Raw genomic sequence first — 21,673 nt, forward strand, 5'->3', positions numbered from 1 at the left:
ATCAGCCTGGCCCTGCTCGGCAGCGGCCCGGGCCAGGCGATCGCCCTGTGGGGCCCCCTGGCCGCCTCCGGGGGCTGGGTCTGGCGCTGGAAAAACTGGCTCGATCAGCGCTTCGTGCGCCATCATGGGGCGCTCAGTGGGGAAAACGAGGCCTGGAGTCGAGAGGCCTGAATGCCCCCTGAGGGCAAGCGCCGGCAGCGAGCCGACGACGAGCAGGCCTGAACGCGTGTGCTCGCGAGGGCGCAACACCAAGATGCAGGAGGTTCCGTGTCCCCTCGCTGGCTGCTGCTGATCGCCCTGTCGGTGCTGGTCGCCGGTGCGGCGTGGGCGCTGGCCCCCTGGCTGTCGCTGGAGGCCTTGCAAGCCCAGCATCAGGCCTGGCGAGGTTGGACCACGGCCCACCCGGGCGGCTCGGCCGCGGCCTTCGTGGCCGTCTACGTCGTGGCCACGGCCCTCTCGTTTCCCGGGGCCACCTTGCTGACCCTGGCGGGCGGGGCCATGTTCGGCCTGGCCTGGGGAACCGTGCTGGTCTCGCTGGCCTCCACGCTCGGCGCCAGCCTGGCCTTCCTGGGGGCCCGCTACCTGTTGCGCGATGCGGTCCTGGCCCGATTTCCCGACCAGTCGGCCCGCCTCGATGCGGGGGTGCGCCGCGACGGCGCCCATTTCCTGCTGAGCTTGCGGCTGGTGCCGGTGGTGCCGTTCTTCCTGGTGAACCTGGCGCTGGGGCTGACGGCCATGCCCGTGCGTACCTTTGCCTGGGTCAGCCAGCTGGGCATGCTGCCGGGCACGCTGGTTTACGTGAATGCGGGCACCGAACTCGCGCGTCTCACCAGCCTGGCCGATATCCTCTCGCCCAGGCTGTGGGGCGCCTTTGCGCTGCTGGCCTTGTTCCCCTGGCTGGCTCGCGGACTCTCGCGAGCCTGGCAACGGCGCCGACGCCTGGCCGGCCATCCACGTCCGCGTCGCTTCGACCGCAACCTGGTCGTGATTGGCGGCGGCAGCGCCGGGCTGGTCACCGCCTATCTGGCGGCCGCCGTGCGGGCCAAGGTGACCCTGGTCGAGCAGGATCGCATGGGGGGCGACTGCCTCAACACCGGCTGTGTGCCCTCCAAGGCCCTGTTACGCGCGGCCCGTTTCGTGGCCGAGTTGCAGCGGGCCGAAAGCCTGGGCTTCCCCCCCATCCAGGCGACATTTGACTTCGCCCAGCTCATGGCCCGGGTGCAGCGCGTGGTCGCGGCCATCGCGCCGCATGACTCGATCGAACGCTACACCGCGCTGGGGGTCGAGGTGCTCACGGGCCAGGCCCGCCTGGTGACGCCCTGGCAGGTCGTGATCCGCCATGCCGACGGCAGCCAAACCCAGCTCACGACCCGCAGCGTGGTCCTGGCCAGCGGGGCCGCGCCGCGCGTGCCGGCCATTCCCGGCCTGGCCGAGATGGGTTACCTCACCTCCGAGACGGTCTGGTCGCTGTCGCAGCTGCCCGCCCGCCTGCTGGTGCTGGGCGGGGGGCCGATCGGCTGCGAACTGGGGCAAGCCCTGGCCCGGTTCGGCTCGGCCGTCACGATCGTGGAACAGGCCTCCCGGCTACTGCCGCGCGAGGAGCCGGCCGCCTCCGAGGCCCTGGAAACGCGTTTCACCGCGGAAGGTGTGCGGGTCTTGACCCGCTGTGAAGCCAACGCGTTCGAGCTGGTGGGCGGTGAGAAAACGCTGCTCGCCACGCAGGCGGGGCAACCCGTGCGCCTCGCCTTCGATGCCGTGCTGGTGGCCGTGGGACGCACGCCCCGCCTGACGGGCCTCGGACTGGAAGGGCTGGGATTGCTCCGCGAGGATGGCCTTCAGGTGGACGACTGCCTGCGCACGGAAATCCCCCACATCTATGCCGCCGGCGACGTGGTCGGACGCTGGCAACTGACCCACGCGGCCGCCCACCAGGCCTGGTATGCCGCGGTGAATGCGCTCGTGGCCCCGTTTCGCTCATTTCCGCTCGATGCCCGCGTCATGCCCCAGGCCGTGTTCAGCGAGCCCGAGGTGGCGCGGGTCGGACTGACGAGCGAGGAGGCCACCGCTCAGGGGCTGGCCTTCGAGGTGACGCGCTATGCGCTCGCAGACCTCGACCGGGCGATCGCCGAGGGCGAGACCGAAGGGTTCGTGCAGGTCCTCACGCCCCCCGGACGGGACCGGATCCTGGGCGTCACCATCGTGGGCCGTCAGGCCGGGGAGCTGATCGCGGAATGGGGGCTGGCCATGCGCCACAACCTGGGGCTGAATGCGATCCTCGGGACGGTCCACGTCTATCCCACCCTCATGGAGGCCAACAAGCAGGTGGCGGGCGCTTGGAAGCGCGCCCACGCCCCCGAGGGCCTGTTGCGCTGGGTGGCCCGCTACCACGCCTGGCGGCGGGGCTGACGGCCCGGGAGCAGCGCGGTCAGGCCTCGCTGCGCGCCAGAAAGGCGCCCACCAGCTCGCCCAAACGCGCGAGTTGACGCAGCAGGGCCGGGTCTTCGCGGCCGACCCGGCCGGAGTGCAGGTACAGGACCCCCAGTCGCTCCCCATCGTGGCTGACGGGCACGGCAAAGACCATGCGCAGGGCCAGCGCCATGACGCTCTTTTGATGCTGAAAGCCCTCGTCACTCGAGGCATCCGGCAGGTACAGGCTCTCGCCATGTTCCAGCACCCAGCGACAGACCGTGGTGGACAGTTCGTGCGTGCCGGCCGGCAGCCATTGCCCCTGAGCATCGAAGGCGGCCCTCGGCACGAGCGTCTCGCCCGTGACCAGGAAGCAGCGGTCCGCCCCGGTCAGGGCAAGGGCCTCGGCCGCCACGGGACGCAGAAAGGTTTCCAGGTCGCGGGCCCCGGCGGTGGCCAGTGCCAGGGCGAACAGGCGATCGCCCTCCAAGACCGCCGTGTCGGCCCGCTCCAGCTCCCGGGCCAGGTGCAGCGCCCGGGCCACCTGATCGGCCAGGGCCAGTCCCAGTGGCAGATCGCGGGAGGTGAAGTCGGCCTGCACCTCCCGGCTGTCGGCCATGATCACGCCGATCACCTCGCCGCCCCAGCGCAACGGCAGGCCAAACACGGTCCGCACGCCCAGCGCCTGGATGCTCAGCTGCTGTCCCAGTCGCGCATCCGCCTGCACGTCCTCGATGTAAACAGCCTCGCCGCTCCAGTAAACCTGGTCGGCCAGCGTGACCGAGAAGGCTTCCGACTCCTGCGGCGTCATCCCGTAGAAGGCCCGGTGGCTGACCTCCGCGTCGTCGTAGCGCAGCAAGAAGGCCCGTTCGGCCCCGGTGAAATCGACCAGCATGCGCAACGCCGCCTGCACCACGTTGTCGTGACCGGCCAGCGGGTCCAGCGTGCTGGCCAGCTCCAGCACCTCCGCGAGGCGGGCATCCGCAGCTGAGGGAGGCACAGGGCGGGTCGCCAGGACGCGGCTTCGCTCCGGCCAGAGCTGCCAGGCCGCCTGATGCTCGCCCGACAGCCCCTCGGCCAGCGCGCGCACGGCCCGCGCCGCCTCCCGGCGGGCCCGGGGTTCGCCCTGAAGTTCGGCAAGCGCGGCCTCCAGCCAGTGAAGCTGAACGCTTGCCCCCTGCGAACGCGCCACCACCAGGGCCGCCTGCAACGGGCCCAGCAGGCCCTCGTCAGCGGCGTTCGCCGCGCGCGCCCAGGCCAGCAAACCATCGAGCTCGGCGCCGAGCAGCACCAGCCCCTCCTGTTCGGCCAAACCGCGGGCCGACGCGAGCGCCGGCAGGGCCGCCGGCGCATCCCCCGCATACAGGGCCAGTGCCCCCTGCCAGCGCTGCGCGTGGGCCAGCGGGACCGCCCCCAGGCCACGGGCCTGCTCGACGTGAGCCGCCAGCCGCGCCTGGGTATCCGGCCGGCTCCCCAGCGTGCCGATGGCCAGCAGTGCGCTGCCGGCCTCCCGCGAGGGGCCGGCCCGGCGCAGGTCTTCGAGCAGGTCGATCAGGCACGCGCCCAGCGCCAGCTTGGCGTCGTGTTCATGGGAGTGAGACTCCTGCACCAGGCGGCGCGCGGCGGCCAGTTCGGTTTGCGCCTCGGAAGCGCGTCCCAGCACGAGCAACGCCTCCAGCCGGCGCACCCGCACCGCCGCTTCGAGCACCTTGTTGCCCATCTCCAGCGCCAGACCGAGACTCTCCTCCAGGCTGGCCCAACCGCTGGCCAGATCGCCCTGAAGCACACCCACCAGCCCACGGATGCCCAGGGCATGCGCCAGATAGAAGCGTCGCCCGAGACTGCCTGCCAGCTGCAGGACGGCCTCAGCCTGGCGCCGCGCCTCGACCAGTTCGCCGCATTCGAGCGCGACGGCGGCCAGGTTCAGCTGGGCCGTCATGACCGTTACCGGAATCCCGAGCCGCCCGGCCAGGGGCAGGACTTCCGTGAAAGTCGCCCTGGCCTCGCCGAAGCGGGAGGCAGTCAGCAGCAGGGAGCCGCGCGTGGAAAGCATCTCGGCCAGGGCCACGGCATTGGATTGCGCGCGGTGCAGGTCGGCGGCCTCCGTCAGCAGGGCCAGACCTTCAGACAGACGTGCCCCCTCCGACGCAGCCAGCACGTAACCGTAAACGCCCAGCGCACTGGCCAGCGGCCCTTCCAGTCCACCGCCTCGCGCGGTGTTGACCGCCCGCTCCAGATGGCTCAGCGCAGCGGCATTCTGCCCCATAAAGTAGCAGGTGCGGCCCGCGAAACGCCCGGCCCGCACCTGTTCTTCCAGGTCCGCTTCGCCTTGGGCCAGTTCAGCCGCACGTTCAAAGGCCACCAGGGCATCGGCGTAGCGCGCCTTGGTCATCAGGAGCACGCCATAACTGGTGGTCACCCGCGCCAGGCCCCCCAGCCCCCGCTCGGCCGCCTGGACCAGCAGGCCCTGGCCCTCAAGCAGGCTCAAGGCATCATCCGAACGCCCCTGATGGCGGCGCACCTCCGCCAGCTGAAGCTGAAGCGGAAGGGCCTGTTCGGCGGGCAGCTCCGGCACCGCCAGTGCCAACAGGAGCAACTCGCTCGCCACCTCGAGCGCGAACAGGGCGATTAGCCGGTCGGCGACCGCCCGCACCCAGGGCAGGGCGCTCAGTGGCGACGCGCCGGCCAGCCCGAAGCGGGCCAGCGCGAGCAGCGATTCCAGGGGCACGGCGGGATCCTCCGGCGCCTGGGGCCAGCGGGCCTGCAGCCAGGCCGCCGCAGCCCCCGCCCACTCACGACGCTGCGCTTCCGGCACGCCATGCGCCAGGGTCAGGGCCTGCAGGGGCCGGGCAAAGCGATACTCCTGGGCCTCCAGGATCAGGCAATCAGCCGCCTCGAGCGCCGCCAGGGCATTGAACCAGGCCAGCTCATCCAGCGCCGCCACGGCAGCCAGCAGCGGCAGGGAGCCGCGCGCCCCCAGCACGGCGGCCAGGCTCGCCAGCTGGCGGGCTGTCTCGGACAGCGAAGCCAACCGCTGGTCCAGCACCAGGGAGAGGTCGGCCGGCAAGGCGAAGGCCTCTTCGGCGGAAGCCACCCAGCCTGCCCCCTCGCGAAACAGCGCGCCGGCCTGCAACCAGTGGGTCAGGATGCCCTCGACCGTGGCCGGAATGCCGCCACTCAGCTGGGGCAGGCGGATCACCACGGGGGTCGGCAGGCTGTCCTGGCCCAGCAAGGCGCGCGCCAGATCCAGCACCGCCGCTTCGGTCAGCGGCCCGAGCGGCAGGGATGCGAACGGCTCGCCGGCAGCCTCCGGCAAGGCATCACAGGCCTCCAGCCAGCGCCAGCTGACCGAATCCCCCTGACGGCGCAAGGCATCGAGCAACTCCCGACTGGCCGGATCCAGGCGATCGCCGTCATCCACAATCCAGAGCGCCGAGGGCAATTGCTCCCGTGCCAGCTCGGCCAACGCCCCGTGCAGGCGCGCCCGCTCCTGAACCGAATCAATGGCAGGCGCGGGAGGAACGTCCAGTTCAGGCATCAACTTGACGAGAATCGGGGCCAGGCGGTCGCGCGTGGGGGACGACACGGCCAGCCAGCTCCGGATGAGCGGCTGCAGCGCCTGGTAGGGCGGCGCATCCGGCCCTGCGCCCTGCAGGCGGACGACCCGCTGCCCCGCCAGCATGGCCTCGGCCCGCACGGCCTCCAGCAAGCGCGACTTGCCGACGCCTACGGGCCCGGAGAGCACCATGCGCGGTGTGTCGGCGGCCAGCCATTCCGCCAGGCGCGCCTGGGCCCCTTCTCGGCCGATGATGGGCGCACCCAGCAGGGACAGGCAGGACGCCCCCGACACCGGCAAACCCAATTCCGCCAGGACCGCCCCGGCACTGGTCGGCCGTTGCGCAGGGCGTTTGGCCAGCAGGCGCAGGACCAGCTCGGCCAGTTCAGGCGACACGTTCGGGGCCAGGTCACGCAAAGGCGGCACGGGGGCCTCGAGGTGCTGGCGCAGCAGGACCAGGGTGTCTTCGTGGGTGAACGGGGGGCGTCCCGTCAGCACCTGAAACAGGATTGCGCCCAGCGCGTAAAGGTCGGCTCGCGCATCGAGGGGTCCTTGCTGGATCACCTCCGGAGCCATGTACCAGACCGAGCCACGAATGGCCCCCGCCCGCCGGCCCATCGGCGTCAGCAGGCCAAGGTCCATCAGCTTGGGCGTGCCATCCGCCGTGAAGCGAATGTTCTCGGGTTTGAGGTCGCCGTGCACGAAGCCACGGCCGTGCAAGTAATCCAGGCCTGCCAGCAGGCCGGGCAGCCAGGCCCGGATGGCGGCCTCATCCTGCCGGGTAGGCGCCAGCTCCGGCCCCATCACCGCTTCCATGGTGAAGTAGGGGCGATCGTCCGCCAGCACGCCGTAATCATAACCAGCCACCAGGTTGGGGTGGCGCAACGACATCATCGCGCCAAATTCCTGGCGGAACAGATAGGTAGCGTCCCCGGCGCCCTGGTGAGCGTGCAGGCACTTGAGCGCCATTTCGAGGTCCCGCTCCTGGTCATGAACCAGGTGCACCTCCCCCATGCCGCCCTCCCCCAGGCTGCGCCGGGCGGTATAGCGAGCAGGAAGCACGGGCGTGGTCATCGCAGCACAGTCTCCTTGATTTGGGGGCCTCATTATAGCCTGCCGCGCCCCAAGCTCCCAGGGGCGTGTGGGGGGTCACAGAGGGGTGGGTTATACTGAAGAACCCCTTGCCCCATCGCGCCCCGGTGCCCCGAGGAAGCAACCTCTGTGACTCCCGACGCCATTCCGCCGCAAAGCCCGGTCGCCTCGGAACTGCCGCTGCTGAACCCTTTCCAGGCGGCCGCCATGCTCGACAAGAGCCGCGCCACCATGGCCCGCCTGGCGCCTCGGGTGGGCCTGCTGGTGGAGGCCTGCCGGCGCCGAGGCGTCAGCTTCCCGCAAACCCCGGCCAAGCCACCGGTGCTCTCCCCGAAGGGCGAAATGGTGGTGGCCTACGTGGTCCAGACCCTGACCGAAGCCAGCGCGCTCGGTGGTCTGGTCACGCGGGTCTGCGGGCAATGGGCGCAGACCCAGCAAGCGTTCGACGCGCTGGCGCAAGCGCTGACCCACGGACGCCCTGCGGCGCCTGAAATCGAGGAAGCCAGGCGCGGCGTGACCTTCTTGAGCCGCTTGCCGACCTTTTTTCAGGCGGATCCGGTGCTATCGGAAGTCTTCCCGCTGCCGCCGACCCAGGAACTGCGCCCTTCTCCCCCTGTGTCGCGCCCGCTGGCCCCGGCGGCCACGCGCCACCCCGTCGAGGGGGCTGCGGCAGAATCCAGTGTCTCCGCTCCTGACCTGGCCTTGATCCAGACCGCCCAGCGGACGCTCGCCCACATGGCCCCTCGCCTGGAGATCATCCGCCTGATCGGCCTCATGCTCGACCCGACCCGCTCCCTGGCGATCAAGACCATCCAGAACGAGGAAGCCAACACCGCCCGCAAGCTCGCCCAGCGGTTACGTCGCTATCCCAGGACCGTCGGACAACTCTCCGAGGCCGAGACGACCTGCCAGCGCCTCAAGCGGGCGCTTGAACTGCATCAGGGCGAGCGGGAGATCGAAACCACCCTGCAGGCCTTGCAGACCCTGGTCCAGGGCTTCCACCGAACGCTGGAACTGGCGGACCTGTTCCCGCCCGAGCAGCTGCCCCAGTTCGCCTGATCGCGACGCCGCGCGGACGGACGTCAAGCCTTCACCGGCAGGGGAAGCGTCCACGACAGCCATGCCGTCGGGGAGTTCGACGCCCCCGCGAAGGCGAGGCTCAGCACGGTCACACGCCTCGCGCTGAGAGCGCTCAGCGGCGAGAGCAAGCCGCCTGAAGCCCACGGAGGAACGAGGCGCCGATGACGCTCGGGCGGCGTCGCGACAAGGGTGCCCCCCATGACGCCGACGGTGGCCTGGACCCTCGAACCCATTAACCAAAAATTAACGCAAGTCCCTTGACCGGTCTGCGCATATACCGGTATACAAAATTAGTATACAAACCAAAAGTGGCTATCGCTCATCCCCCAGTGGTGCTCGTCGCCCTGCGCGACACCCGAAGGAGGTTCCCCGTGTTCCAGCCCATCCGCCTGCTGACCCTCGCCCTGGTTGCCGGCACCGTGCTGCCCGCCTGCGCGCGCCTCGAGGGCATGCCCATCGTGAAGACCAGCAGCCTGAAGAAACCTGCCATCAATGCCCAGAGCGGCACCGTGACGGTCCGCTTCCCCGGATTGCAACCCGCGGCGAAGCTCTACCGGACGCTGGCCAAGCGGACCGACATCGAATCGGTGGAGTTGAGCCTGCGCGACGCCCGCGGCAACAGCCAGCAGCGGCGCCTCGAGCGCCGCGAGATGCTCGTGGCGAAGGTCGATGTCGCCTTCAAAAACGTGGCGGTGGGACCGGTCGAGTTTGCCGTGACGGCCTACGATGGCGAGGGCCACGCGATCGGCCAGGGACTTCAAACCGAGCGCGTGCTGGCCAACAAGACCACCGTGGTGTCGATGAGCGTGAAGCTCGCGCCCGAGACCGTCACCGGTCAGGTCGCCGCGCTGATCGACTTTGTCGATGGCGATCCGGAACAACCCTGTGGTCTGGACGCGTTCTACCAGGCCGACCGGGATGGCGATGACCAGCTGAGCCTCAAGGAGTACCGAGCGGCTTACCCCTTCAGCGGGTGTAACGACACGCCGGTATTCACGGTCCCTGCGGCGCCGCCTGAGGCTCACGTGACGGTCATCTCCAGCACGGACGCCGCCGTGATACGCAAGCTCAGCGTGAGCAAGCCCCGGCCGACCTCGCCCGTCTTCGACCCGATCGCGGCCGAATTTCACGGCAAAGACCAGGACGGCAACGGCTGGCTGTCCCAGGCCGAATTCCTGGGCCTGGTAGCCCCGCCGCCGGTGGATCCTTGCGAGCAGCGTTTCTTCGATCTGGATGCCAACCAGGACGGCGGTTTGAACTTCGAGGAATGGCGCAAGGACCAGCCGATCCCGCTGATCGGCGCCCCCGCAAACTTCAAGTTCCGGGACCCGGCGCTCGAGACGTTCCGCCGGCTCGACCAGGATGGCGACGGCCAGCTCTCGCTGCCGGAGCACTGCGGCCTCGTGCGGGTGGTACCGATGCCAGCGGCGACCAGCCGACCGATGCCAGGCATCGTCAGCCCCATCGGCCAGGCACGCTGAATCCCTCTGGCCAACCCGACGTGAGACCGAGGCAGCCTGGACCGAAAGGGTCGAGGCTGCCTCGGTGGCCAGGGTGATCAGGGGGGCTCCGTCACCTGGCCGGCACGTGGAAGGGGGCTTTGGGTGGGTACAAAAACGCCACCATGAAAAAACGCCCGCTTCACGTTCTGCTCTCCTGCTGCCTGCTCGCCGGCCTGCTGGGGCCGGGCCTATCCGGCTGCACCAGCACCCGCACGACCCTGCCTGGACAGGGCGCGATCGGCAGCGGCCCTGGCTGGAATCCGCTGCTGAACCCGAACCAGATTCTGGGGGAGGACAGTTCGGGCCTCGCCGCCGGCGCGGCCAAGGCGCCCATCGTGCCGAACAAGAATCCGGCGGAGCTCGTTCCGCCCTCGCCTCCACAGATGGCTCCCGTGCCCTTGGCATCGGCCGCCCCGCCGCCGGCGCCGGCTGCGCCGTCGGCCGACGGGCTGGCGGAGGTGAGCGAACTGGCCGGCATGGCGCCGGTGGAGGTCGGCCTGACGGGCCAGGTGTCGGCCTTGCCGGCCTACCTGGATGACCCGGACGCCTGGCAGGGCGCCGACCTGGCCAAGCTGATCAACGAGGTCCCGGAGCTTCCGGCGGCCGGACTGGCCGGGGTCGCGGCACACGAGTGGGCGCCGCTCGCCACGCCCGGTCGCCAGCTGCTGGCCCTGACAGGCCAGAAACCGCTCGGGCGGGCCTGGGTGCGCTTGGTCGATGCTGCCGGCAACCCCATCCGCAACCAGCAAGGTAAACCGCTGGTGTCACGGACGGACGACCAGGGCCGCTATGCCTTCCGCAAGGACCTGCCGGCAGGAAGCTACCGCTTGGTGGTCAGTCTGGGCAAGCGAGGCGCGCTGGAGGCGCTGGCGCCGCGCGACCGAGCCGCTGGCGACGCGCTCGACATCGACGTGGTCAGCGCCCTGAGCAGCCGCTTCGTGCTGCGGGAGGTGCTGGCGGAACGCAAGAACGCCAATGACCTGCTCGCCCAAATCGCGGCGTCGGAGGAGCGCGAGCTGCGCGAGCGCATCGCCAAGCTTCTGGCCGCTGATCCCGGCCTGTTGCCCGATGCCTTGCTGGCTGATCGCCTGCGCGCGACCTTCCTCAAATTGCGTCAGCGGGACCCGGCCCTGGGGGACCGCTTCGACAAGCTGAAAGCCCGGCTGGCGGGTGCAGGAGACCCGACACGCTGAAGACGCGGACAACCGCGACCGCACGATCATGACGCAGGCTGATTGGCCTCCGCGGCCCCTCGCGACCTCGACGGCGGAGCCGGCCCTGGGCCTGGCAGCGCTGCGCACCCTGGCAGAAAACCTGCAGGCGGGCGTGGTCTGGAACTTGCCCGAGCCCACCCCGGCCGAGGACCTGGCGCTCTGCCACCTGGCCAAGGCGATCGCCAGCACGCGCGCCACCGTGCTGCTACTGCAGGCCGAGCTCTGGAGCGACGCCGGCATCCTGGTGCGCAGCGTGATCGAGCAGCTGTTCGCCTATCTCTGGGTGGTTCAGGACCCGGCCCGCCAGCAGGTGCGCGCCGAGATGGTCAGCCTGAAGCAGGCCTGGGCCAATGCCCAGTACCTGGAGGGGCTGGCCGAGCAAGCGGCGCCAGAGGCGCAAGCGCCCTTGCGGCAGGCTGCGCAGGCCTATCGGGCCAAGGCGGACGCCCTGCTGGCCACGCTGTCCACCCAGCTGGCGTTGCCCCCGACCAAGGTGCGCCGCGAGGCCCTGGCGCGGGTCAGCGTGAAGGCGGTCGAGGTCCAGCTGCCCGCCCGGCTGCGCATCGCCTTTGCCCAGTATTCGGGGCTGGCCCACTCGGATGGCGAGGCCCTCGCTCATTTCCGCGCTGCCCGGGGGCAGGCGTACGGCCTGCAGGCCCCGCCCGACACGCTGCCGCTGGCGGCCGACATGCACGAGGCCTTGTGGTCCCTGGCGGCCGAGGTGACGCGCCGCTGCGCGCGCCTCTGCTCGCCCCAACTGGCCAAGGTGTTCATGCACCCCTCTTGAAAGGCCCGGCCCCAGCAGGTATGGTGGTGAGGCTCGCGCCTCCCGGTCTGGCCAGGCGTGGGTGGTGCTCCCTGGGGACGATGATCGGTCCACACTGGGCGATGCAACGTGGCATCGCAGACGTGAGGTCCCCGATGTCGCATCCCCGCTTGCCCGCCCCCCAAGGTCTCTACGACGGCCTGCACGAGCATGACGCCTGTGGGGTCGGGTTCATCGCCGACATCAAGGGGCGCAAAAGCCATGCCCTCGTCCAGCAGGGCCTGACGATCCTGCGCAACCTGACGCACCGCGGGGCCGTCGGTGCCGACCCGAAGGCCTCGGACGGGGCCGGCATCCTGATCCAGGTGCCGGACGCCTTCCTGCGCGCTGAAATGGCCACCCAGGGCGTTGCCCTGCCCCCGCCCGGCCAGTACGGCGTCGGCATGGTCTTTCTGCCGCGCGAACCGGCCTCACGCCTGGCCTGCGAGCAGGAGATCGCGCGCGCGGTGCGGGCGGAGGGGCAGACCCTGCTGGGTTGGCGCGACGTGCCGGTCGACTGCCGCGACCTCGGCGAGTCCGTGCGGCAAGTCGAACCTGTGATCCGGCAAGTGTTCATCGGCCGGGGAGCGGGCATCCGGGTGACGGACGCTCTGGAGCGCAAACTCTACGTGATCCGCAAGCGGGCCGGACACGCCATCCGGGCGCTGGGGCTGGCCCACGGCACCGAGTTCTACGTCCCCTCGCTCTCCGCGCGCACGATCGTCTACAAGGGGCTGCTGATGCCCGAACAGGTCGGTTCGTATTACCTCGACCTGCAGGATCCGCGGCTGGTGTCGGCGCTGGCGCTGGTGCATCAGCGCTTCTCCACCAACACCTTTCCAACCTGGGACCTGGCGCATCCCTTCCGGCTGGTCGCCCACAACGGGGAAATCAACACGCTGCGGGGCAACCTCAACCGCTTGCGGGCGCGCCAGGGGGCGATCGCCAGCCCGGTGCTGGGCGAGGATCTCGACAAGCTCTGGCCGCTGATCTACCCCGGCCAATCCGACTCGGCCTCATTCGACAATGCGCTCGAGTTGCTGGTCATGGCGGGTTACTCGCTCGCCCACGCGATCATGATGATGATCCCCGAGGCCTGGGAAGGCCACGCCCTCATGGACGCCAACCGGCGCGCCTTCTACGCCTATCACGCGGCCCTGATGGAGCCCTGGGACGGCCCGGCGGCGCTCGCCTTCAGCGATGGCCGCCAGATCGGGGCGACCCTGGATCGCAACGGGTTGCGCCCGGCCCGTTACGTGGTGACGGCCGATGACACGGTGATTCTGGCCTCCGAAGCGGGCTGCTTGCCGATCCCGGAGGAGCAGATTTTACGGAAAGGGCGGCTGCAACCCGGCAAGATGTTCCTGGTCGACCTCGAACAGGGCCGCATCATCGACGACGAGGAGATCAAGACCACGCTGGCCACCGCCCGGCCCTACGCCGAATGGAACGATCGTCTGCGGGTCCGACTCGACGACATGGAAGCCCCTGCGCCGGCTGCGACGCCTTCCCCACCCGCCGTGACGCTGGGCCTCCGCCAGCGGGCCTTCGGTTACACCCAGGAGGACCTCAAGTTCCTGCTCGCGCCCATGGCCGCCCAGGGGGTCGAACCGACCGGGTCCATGGGCAACGACACCCCGCTGGCCGTGCTCTCGCACCGTCCCAAGAGCCTGTACCACTACTTCAAGCAGCTGTTCGCCCAGGTCACCAACCCGCCGATCGACCCGATCCGCGAGGAACTGGTGACCTCGCTGGTGTCATTCATCGGGCCCAAGCCCAACCTGCTCGGCATCGACGAGCACAACCCCCCGCTCCGGCTGGAGGTGAGTCAACCGATACTGGACTTTGACCAGATGGAGAAGCTCAGGCGGATCGCGCCGCTGAGCGATGGGCTGTTCCAGGCCCACGAACTCGACATCACCTACCCGTTGGCCTGGGGGCCGGCCGCGATCGAGGCGCACCTGGCCAGCCTGGCCGGGGAGGCCGAGGATGCCGTGCGTTCGGGGGCCTCGATCCTGATCGTCTCGGACCGACATCAAGACGCCAGTCGGGTGGCCATCCCGGCCCTGCTGGCCCTGTCGGCCGTGCATCAACACCTGGTGGATCGCGGGCTGCGCACGCGCGTGGGCCTGGTGGTCGATACCGGTTCGGCACGCGAGGTGCATCACATCGCACTGCTGGCCGGCTACGGGGCCGAGGCCGTTCACCCCTCGCTGGCCCTGGAGACGGTGCAGCAACTCTCGCCGGAAGACCCGGCCCAAGGCGTCGCCAACTACATCAAGGCGATCGGCAAGGGACTGCGCAAGGTGATGGCCAAGATGGGCATCTCGACCTACATGTCCTACACCGGCGCCCAGATCTTCGAGGCCGTCGGGCTGTCCCGCGCGCTGGTCGACCGCTACTTTGCAGGGACGGCCTCTCAGATCGAGGGCCTGGGCCTGTTCGAACTGGCCGAAGAGGCCTTGGGCATTCACCGTCAGGCCTTCGGGCCGGCCGCAGGCCCCGAGTCGAGGCTGGAGGTCGGCGGCGACTATGCCTGGCGCGTGCAGGGCGAGCAACACATGTGGACGCCGGAGGCGATCGCCAAGCTGCAACACGCCACGCGCGCCAATGACGCCACCACTTACCGCGAGTATGCGCGGCTGATCAACGACCAATCCGAGCGCCACATGACCCTGCGCGGGTTGTTCACCTTCCGCCTCGCAGCGTGTACCCCGGTGCCGCTCGACGAGGTGGAGCCGGCCGCCGCGATCGTCCGACGGTTTGCCACCGGCGCGATGTCGCTGGGCTCGATCTCGACCGAGGCACATACCAACCTGGCGCTGGCCATGAACCGGATCGGCGGCAAATCGAATTCCGGCGAGGGCGGCGAGGATCGGCGGCGCTACGCGCCGATCGGCGAGGGCGAGACGTTGCGCTCTCGGCTCGGGCCGACCAGGGTCGAGGTCGACCGCCCGCTGCAACCCGGAGATTCGCTGAAATCGAAGATCAAGCAGGTGGCCTCGGGCCGCTTCGGTGTCACGGCCGACTACCTGAACAGCGCGGAGCAAATCCAGATCAAGATGGCCCAAGGCGCCAAGCCAGGCGAGGGGGGGCAGTTGCCGGGGGAAAAGGTTTCGGCCTACATCGCCGAACAGCGCTACTCCACCCCTGGCGTGGAGTTGATCTCACCGCCGCCCCACCACGACATCTACTCGATCGAGGACCTCGCGCAGCTGATCCACGACCTGAAAAACGCCAACCCGCTGGCCTCGATCAGCGTCAAGCTGGTGGCGGAGGTGGGCGTGGGCACCATCGCCGCGGGCGTGGCCAAGGCCAAGGCCGACCACCTGACCATCTCCGGCCACGACGGCGGGACCGGCGCCAGCCCGTGGTCGTCGATCATGCATGCCGGCGCCCCGTGGGAACTGGGCCTGGCAGAGGCCCAGCAAACCCTGGTGCTGAACCAGCTGCGCGGGCGGATCGCGGTGCAGGTGGACGGTCAGTTGAAAACCGGGCGTGACGTGGTGATCGGCGCCTTGCTCGGGGCCGACGAATTCGGCTTCGCCACCGCGCCACTGGTGGCCCAGGGCTGCATCATGATGCGCAAGTGCCACCTCAACACCTGCCCCGTCGGCATCGCCACGCAGGACCCGGTGCTGCGTCGGAAGTTTGCCGGCAAGCCGGAGCACGTCATCAACTACTTCTTTTTCGTCGCCGAGGAAGTGCGCGAATGGATGTCCGCCCTGGGCTTCCGACGCTTCGAGGACATGATCGGCCGCGCCGATCTGCTCGACACCCAGTCGGGCGTGGCCCACTGGAAGGCCCGAGGCCTGGATTTCAGCCGCATCTTCCACCAGCCGACGGTCGCAGCGGAGGTCGCCCGGCGCCAGAGTGAACGCCAGGACCACGGGCTCGCGCAGGCACTCGACCACCAACTGATCGCGCAGGCGCAACCCGCGCTGGCACGTGGAGAGCCCGTGCGGCTGGCCCTGCCGATCCGCAACATCCACCGCAGCGTCGGCACCATGCTCGCGGGCGAGGTGGCCCGGCGCCACGGCCATGCGGGTCTTCCGGATGACACGATCCAGGTGGCATTGGAGGGCTCGGCCGGCCAGAGCCTGGGCGCCTTCCTGGCCCGTGGCATCACCCTGACCCTGACAGGCGAAACCAACGATTACTGCGGCAAGGGACTCTCCGGAGGCCGCCTGGTGGTGCAGCCGTCGCCGAACTTCCGCGGCGCGGCGGCCGACAACGTGATCACCGGCAATGCCGTACTCTACGGCGCCATCAGCGGAGAAGCCTACTTCCGGGGCGTGGCGGGCGAGCGCTTCGCGGTGCGCAACTCCGGGGCCCAGGCAGTGGTCGAGGGAACAGGCGATCACGGCTGCGAGTACATGACAGGTGGCACCGTGGTGGTGCTGGGGCGAACGGGGCGCAATTTCGCCGCCGGGATGTCGGGCGGTATCGCCTACGTGCTCGACGAGGAGGGTCGCTTCGAGGCCCACTGCAACCCGGCCATGGTGGCGCGTGAGCCGTTGCTCGGTGAGGCCGAGCAGAGCGCGACGCTGCCCCGCGCCCTCTGGCACCTCGGGGAAGCGGACGAGGCGATCGTGCGACGCCTGCTCGAAGCCCACGCGCAGCTGACGGGCAGCCAGCGGGCGCGGCGCCTGCTCGACCACTGGGAGCTTTCCCGCACCCGCTTCATCAAGGTATTTCCCCACGCCTACCGCCACGCGCTGGGCACGCTCGCGGCCAGCGAGCAGTTGCTGCCGGCCTGACGATCCGCCGCTGCGGAAGGAGAACTCCCCGATGGGCAAGGTCACCGGTTTCCTGGACCACGCGCGCCAAAGCCCCCGCGTCGAGGCGCCCGAGGCACGCCTGACCCACTGGCGCGAATTTGTCTCGCCCCTGGGCGACGGGCAGGCCGTGCTGCAAGGCGCGCGCTGCATGGACTGCGGGACCCCCTTTTGCATGAATGGCTGTCCAGTGGCCAATGCCATCCCGGATTGGAACGACCTGGTCTACCGGCAAAACTGGCAAGAGGCGCTCGCGGCCCTGCATGCCACCAACAATTTCCCGGAATTCACGGGCCGTGTCTGCCCGGCCCCCTGTGAAGCCGCCTGCACCCTGGCCATCAACGACGAAGCAGTGGGCATCAAGTCGATCGAGCAGGCGATCATCGACAAGGCCTGGGAAGCGGGCTGGGTGCTGCCTCAACCGCCCGCGCAGCAGACCGGCAAACGTGTGGCCGTGGTCGGTTCCGGCCCGGCCGGGCTTGCCTGCGCCCAGCAGCTGGCCCGCGTGGGCCACGCGGTGGTGGTGTTCGAAAAGGCCGACCGCGTGGGTGGCCTGTTGCGCTACGGCATCCCCGACTTCAAGCTGGAGAAGCGCCTGATCGACCGCCGGGTCGCGCAGCTGCGCGCGGAGGGTGTCGAGTTCCGTACCGGCGTGCACGTGGGTGTCAGCCTGGCCCTGTCGGATCTGCTGACGGACTTCGATGCGGTGGTGCTGGCCGGCGGCGCCGAGCGGGCCCGCGACCTGCCGGTGCCGGGGCGAGAACTGCTCGGTGTGCACCTGGCCATGGATTACCTGGCCCAGCAGAACCGGGTCGTCGCCGGGGATCCTCTGCCCGGGCAGATCACGGCCTCCGGCAAGCACGTGGTGGTGATCGGGGGCGGCGACACGGGCGCCGACTGCGTGGGCACGGCCAATCGACAGGGCGCGGCCTCGGTGACCCAGTTCGAGTTGCTGCCCCAACCCCCCGCGAGCGCGGAAAAACCGGGTCATTGGCCCTACTGGCCGGTCAAGCTCCGCACCAGCAGCTCCCATGAGGAGGGCTGCCGGCGCGACTGGGCCGTGGCCACCAAGCGTTTCGAAGGGCGTGAGGGACGGGTCGAGACCCTGGTGGCCAGCCGGCTGTCTTGGGAAGGCGGCCAGATGCAGGAGCTGCCTGGTTCCGAGTTCCGCTTGCAGGCAGACCTGGTGCTGCTCGCCCTGGGCTTCAGCGGACCGGAGCCGGCGGGGTTGCTCGCGCAGGCGGGCGTGGCCCGCGATGCCCGGGGCCATGTGCTGGCCGACCAGGAGGGCTACCGCTGCTCCGTCGACAAGCTCTTCGCGGCGGGCGACATGCGGCGCGGGCAATCCCTGGTGGTCTGGGCGATCCGCGAAGGGCGGCAGTGTGCGCGGGCGGTCGATGTCTACATGATGGGCACGAGCGCGCTGCCGCGCTGAGTGGCCTCGGCCCGAACGTCGCGGCGTGGCCGAGCGCAAGCCCTGACCCGCCACCGGCGGGGGCTGAACACGGGCGGGCGAATCGCCATTTATTAACCTTGGCTTTATCGGTGAATAAGAATGTCGTGGACCCTCAGGCGGGATATTCCTGCGAGTGACGCCATGCGTCCGTCCCGCCTGCCGCCAAAGGAGAGCCACCGCGTGCCTCGATCCCTGCCCCACTCCTTGCGACTGCACCTGCTCGGCCTGGTCGGCCTCAGCCTGATGGCCGGCTGCGGCACCAGCCCGGTCGTGCCTACGGGCCCCTCCGGCTCGGAGGACTTCGGCGCGAGCGGGCGGCGCAAGCTGGGTGGCGCGGCCTATGCCGACTTCCGGATCGCCCCGGTGCTGCCCCGCGTAGAAGACACCCGGCGGGCCGTCAAGCTCACCTACCTCATGACCGACGACACCAAGCACCAGAGCCCGCAATCGCTTGGCATGCTGAAGATGCTGGACGACATGCCCCAGAGCAAGGTGCACAACCTGGTGTTCCGTGACGGCAAGGAGCAAGGCGATGCCCGACTGCATTACCTCCAGGCTGCCGACCGGGACCCCGACACGATCAAAAACCCTGGCAGCCCGCTGGCGCCGGGCGTGACCGAGGTCGCCTCCAACCATCCCAAGGTGTTCTCCCAGGTGCTGGGCTATGCGCTCGACCAGTATCCCGCGCGCCGCAAATACCTGCAGATCTACACCCACGGCGGAGGCGTCTTCGGCATCGGCACCGATGAGAACCAGACCGACCTGGCCGGCAAACCCCTCCCCAAAGCGGAGCAACAGCCGATCATGCGCCTGCCCGAGCTGTCCGAGGCGCTGCGCCAGGGCCTCAAAGGACGCACGCTCGATGCCATCTACTTCCGCGCCTGCCTGATGGGCAATGTCGAAGCGCTCTACGAGCTGCGTGGCACGACCCGTTACGCGATCGCCAGCGAGGACGTCAGCTACTCCGTCGACAACTCCAACCTCACCATGACCAAGCTCTTCGACACGCTCGCGGCCGCCGACGAGGAACCCGCCGAACTGGCCCGCAAGCTGGCGATCGCCGGGCTCGGCAAGCACAGCAACGCCGGCCACAACCAGCACAGCGGCTACGTCACGATGGCGGCGATCGACATCGGCCGGCTCGACGAGCTCAAGACCGCCCTCAATGGCCTGGCGCGTGCCGTGCTGGCGGCCCTGCCCAAGGAGCGCACGGCCATCCTCACGGCCTACGACGCCGTGCCGAACTTCGGTGAGCACGAAAAATATCAGCGCGACCTCTGGGCCTTCACGGCTCAGCTGGCCAAGCACGTCAAGGATCCTGGCGTGCGCGAAGCGGTCGAACGCACGCGCAAGGCCCAAGCAGACGCCATGCTGCACGAGAAAGACGGCTACGGTTCAGCCGCCAACGGCCTGTCGATCCTGCTGCCCCCGCGGACCCTGGCAGCCAAGGAGCGCGCGGCCCTGCAACAGTTCGTGAAGACGCGCTACCAGGACACCCGCTTCGCGAAGGACAGCGCCTGGGACGACATGCTCACGGCCGTGAACGCCGACGCGAAGGAATAGGCCCTGCTCAGCGGGCCAGGTCCCGCAACAACATCGGAACCGCGCAACCATCGGCCTCCGCTTGCGGGAAGGAGGCCTGACAAGCGGTACAGTGGATGGCCTGCGGCTCCCAGCGGAGCGTACCCCGACAGATAGGACAGACGCACAACTGCGACAGCTCGACGGGGCGCCGAGGACCGTAAAGCGGGCTCCGATAATAATCGCGGATGGCGTGCTTGAGGCGGGCCCGCGGGGAGCGGTCCACCGCCTTGCTGAGCGTCCGCTCCACATCCGCCCCGATGAAGGACGCCTCGGCCGTCACCAAGCTGGCTTCGCCGAGCACGCGCACCGCGAGCGACTCATCCCAGCGATGTTCGACGAAAAACAGCTCCCGATGCGCGTAAAAAAACCGCATCCAGGCATCGTCACGCTGCCCCCACAGCGTGAATGCCACGTGATTGATCACATCGTCATACATCGCCTGGCTCTTCCCGGTGAAGACCAGCTGGCTGCCTTCCTCGCGAACGTACCAGCGATGGCCGGGTAGATCCATGAGCTTGCCGCCAAATTCGGCCGGCGTTTCGACATAGCCGCGTCGGGCCACGCGTGACAGCTCTCCGGCTGCCCGTTCAGGATCCGACACGTGTTCCAGGACGTGGGAGGCAATCGCAAAGCCAAAGGCCCGATCGCGAAACGGCAGATGCTCCAAGTCGCCACCCACCAGGGGACGATCGACCGTGAGCGACCCTTGACGCTCGGTGTCATCCGAGACGAACTTGTCGCACAGGACATCTGCTCGCGGGTGCGGATCGTTGCCACTGCCTACGTCCAGTACCAGATCCGTGTTTTGAAAGCCCAGCGCAAACTTGCGACAGAAGAAACGCAGGCGCTGAAGCAGGTAAGATGACATCTGCGGCAGGTGAAACTTCAGCAGGAGGGCGCGAGCCTTCGCTCAGGCCGTGTAGTCCTTGAGCCACTTGTGCCGGCTGGGGTGACGCAGCTTGCGCAGTGCCTTGGCCTCCAGCTGGCGGATGCGCTCGCGCGTCACGCCGAAACACTGGCCCACCTGCTCCAAGGTCCGCTCCTGGCCGTCTTCCAGGCCGAAACGCAGCAGCAACACCTGGCGCTCGCGATGAGACAGCGTGTTCAACACGTCGAGAATGTCTTCGCGCAGCAGGCTGCGCGCCACGCCGTCGACCGGGGCCGGGGCGCTTTCGTCCTCGATGAACTCGCCGAGGCGAGCGTCATCTTCCTTGCCCACCGGGGTGTCGAGCGAGGCCGGCTCGCCCGGCAATTCGAGAATTTCCTGCACCTTGGCCAAGGTGACCCCCATCTCCAGGGCCACCTCGTCGCCCGTGGGCGTCCGCCCCAGGCGCTGGATCAGGTCACGGTGAGTGCGCTTGAAGCGATTGACCGCTTCGAGCATGTGCACGGGGATGCGAATCGTGCGGCCCTGGTCGGCGATCGCCCGGGTCATGGCCTGACGGATCCACCAGGTGGCATAGGTCGAGAACTTGAAGCCCTTCTTGTAGTCGAACTTCTCGACGGCCTTCATGAGGCCCAGGTTGCCTTCCTGGATCAGGTCAAGCATGGTCAGGCCCCGGCCCGCGTACTTCTTGGCAATCGAGACGACCAGGCGCAGGTTGGCCTCGGTCAGCTTCTTGCGGGCGCGATCCGCTCCGGGACCGCCCTCGGCGATGCGCCGGGCCAGGTCGGCCTCTTCCTTGCCGTTCAACAGCGGGATGCGGCCGATGCGGCGCAGATAGAGCCGCACGGAATCGGCCGTGGTGCCACTGGCCGCCAGCTTGGCCGCTTCACTGGCCACCTCGTTGGCCACTTCATCGGCATCGAAGGACTCCGCCTCGAGTTCCCCGGCGGAGGACTCGAGTTCTTCCAGTTCGTCGGCTGGAACGACCTCCTCCAGGCTGGTGGTGTTGCCTTCGAGGTGATCCAGGATCGTGGTTTGCATGGGGTCCCTCCTGATTTGCCCTCAGTGGGCGTCAAAAGCCGATTTCGAACGCATGACGCCTGTCTGGGGCCCGAGCATGTAAAGTTATATTAAGGTGGCCCCACCTTGTCAACGGTCATCCCGCGAGCATCGCCTGTCCAGGAATGACACCCCGAAACAAGCGTGGCCGACCACGGGCGCACAGCATCCCGGCCGGGAATGCCGTGCGTCTTCAGATTATGTCCACGCACCATGGCCGCGCGGTGATTTATGTCTCGTTCGGCCCAGAAAAAT

The 21,673-nt window shown here is 69.0% G+C and carries 11 protein-coding genes; 8 read left to right on the forward strand and 3 right to left on the reverse strand.

Features of this window, described 5'->3' with window-relative positions; translation table 11 throughout:
- The first annotated feature begins 267 nt into the window (after positions 1 to 267).
- Positions 268 to 2,406, forward strand: coding sequence for an FAD-dependent oxidoreductase (locus VKP62_02090; GenBank protein MEB3195969.1), 2,139 nt, complete (start codon positions 268 to 270; stop codon positions 2,404 to 2,406).
- Between the two features lie 19 nt (positions 2,407 to 2,425).
- On the opposite strand, the gene VKP62_02095 is transcribed toward VKP62_02090, so the two are convergent.
- Positions 2,426 to 7,036 carry a GAF domain-containing protein gene (locus VKP62_02095; protein MEB3195970.1) on the reverse strand — a complete coding sequence of 1,537 codons (4,611 nt, stop codon included), beginning with the start codon at positions 7,034 to 7,036 and terminating at the stop codon, positions 2,426 to 2,428.
- 147 nt (positions 7,037 to 7,183) lie between these two features.
- Here VKP62_02095 and VKP62_02100 point away from each other — a divergent pair, with 147 nt between their 5' ends.
- The 7 genes from VKP62_02100 to VKP62_02130 all read left to right on the forward strand — a co-directional run bounded on the left by VKP62_02100 (position 7,184) and on the right by VKP62_02130 (position 19,452).
- Positions 7,184 to 8,113 carry a hypothetical protein gene (locus VKP62_02100; GenBank protein MEB3195971.1) on the forward strand — a complete coding sequence of 310 codons (930 nt, stop codon included), beginning with the start codon at positions 7,184 to 7,186 and terminating at the stop codon, positions 8,111 to 8,113.
- Between the two features lie 392 nt (positions 8,114 to 8,505).
- Complete coding sequence (locus tag VKP62_02105; GenBank protein MEB3195972.1) at positions 8,506 to 9,615, forward strand: hypothetical protein; 1,110 nt, start codon at positions 8,506 to 8,508, stop codon at positions 9,613 to 9,615.
- A 143-nt stretch (positions 9,616 to 9,758) separates the two neighbouring features.
- Positions 9,759 to 10,829, forward strand: coding sequence for a carboxypeptidase-like regulatory domain-containing protein (locus VKP62_02110; GenBank protein ID MEB3195973.1), 1,071 nt, complete (start codon positions 9,759 to 9,761; stop codon positions 10,827 to 10,829).
- A complete protein-coding gene (locus VKP62_02115; protein ID MEB3195974.1) occupies positions 10,807 to 11,637 on the forward strand; it encodes a DUF5677 domain-containing protein in 831 nt (276 codons plus the stop codon). Before VKP62_02110 ends, VKP62_02115 begins: the two co-directional genes overlap by 23 nt.
- Before the next feature lie 113 nt (positions 11,638 to 11,750).
- Positions 11,751 to 16,415 carry a glutamate synthase-related protein gene (locus VKP62_02120; protein ID MEB3195975.1) on the forward strand — a complete coding sequence of 1,555 codons (4,665 nt, stop codon included), beginning with the start codon at positions 11,751 to 11,753 and terminating at the stop codon, positions 16,413 to 16,415.
- 31 nt (positions 16,416 to 16,446) lie between these two features.
- On the forward strand, positions 16,447 to 17,868 hold the full coding sequence (locus VKP62_02125) for a glutamate synthase subunit beta (GenBank protein ID MEB3195976.1): 1,422 nt from the start codon (positions 16,447 to 16,449) through the stop codon (positions 17,866 to 17,868).
- Between the two features lie 201 nt (positions 17,869 to 18,069).
- Positions 18,070 to 19,452: a clostripain-related cysteine peptidase gene (locus VKP62_02130; protein ID MEB3195977.1), complete on the forward strand. Its 1,383-nt coding sequence runs from the start codon at positions 18,070 to 18,072 to the stop codon at positions 19,450 to 19,452.
- A gap of 7 nt (positions 19,453 to 19,459) precedes the next feature.
- Here the strand turns inward: VKP62_02130 and VKP62_02135 are convergent, their stop codons facing one another.
- Positions 19,460 to 20,341, reverse strand: coding sequence for a methyltransferase domain-containing protein (locus VKP62_02135; GenBank protein MEB3195978.1), 882 nt, complete (start codon positions 20,339 to 20,341; stop codon positions 19,460 to 19,462).
- Positions 20,342 to 20,383: 42 nt separating this feature from the next.
- Positions 20,384 to 21,328: an RNA polymerase sigma factor RpoD gene (gene rpoD / locus VKP62_02140; GenBank protein MEB3195979.1), complete on the reverse strand. Its 945-nt coding sequence runs from the start codon at positions 21,326 to 21,328 to the stop codon at positions 20,384 to 20,386.
- Between the last annotated feature and the right edge of the window lie 345 nt (positions 21,329 to 21,673).

The organism is Candidatus Sericytochromatia bacterium, from assembly GCA_035285325.1.
Classification (GTDB): domain Bacteria; phylum Cyanobacteriota; class Sericytochromatia; order S15B-MN24; family JAQBPE01; genus JAYKJB01.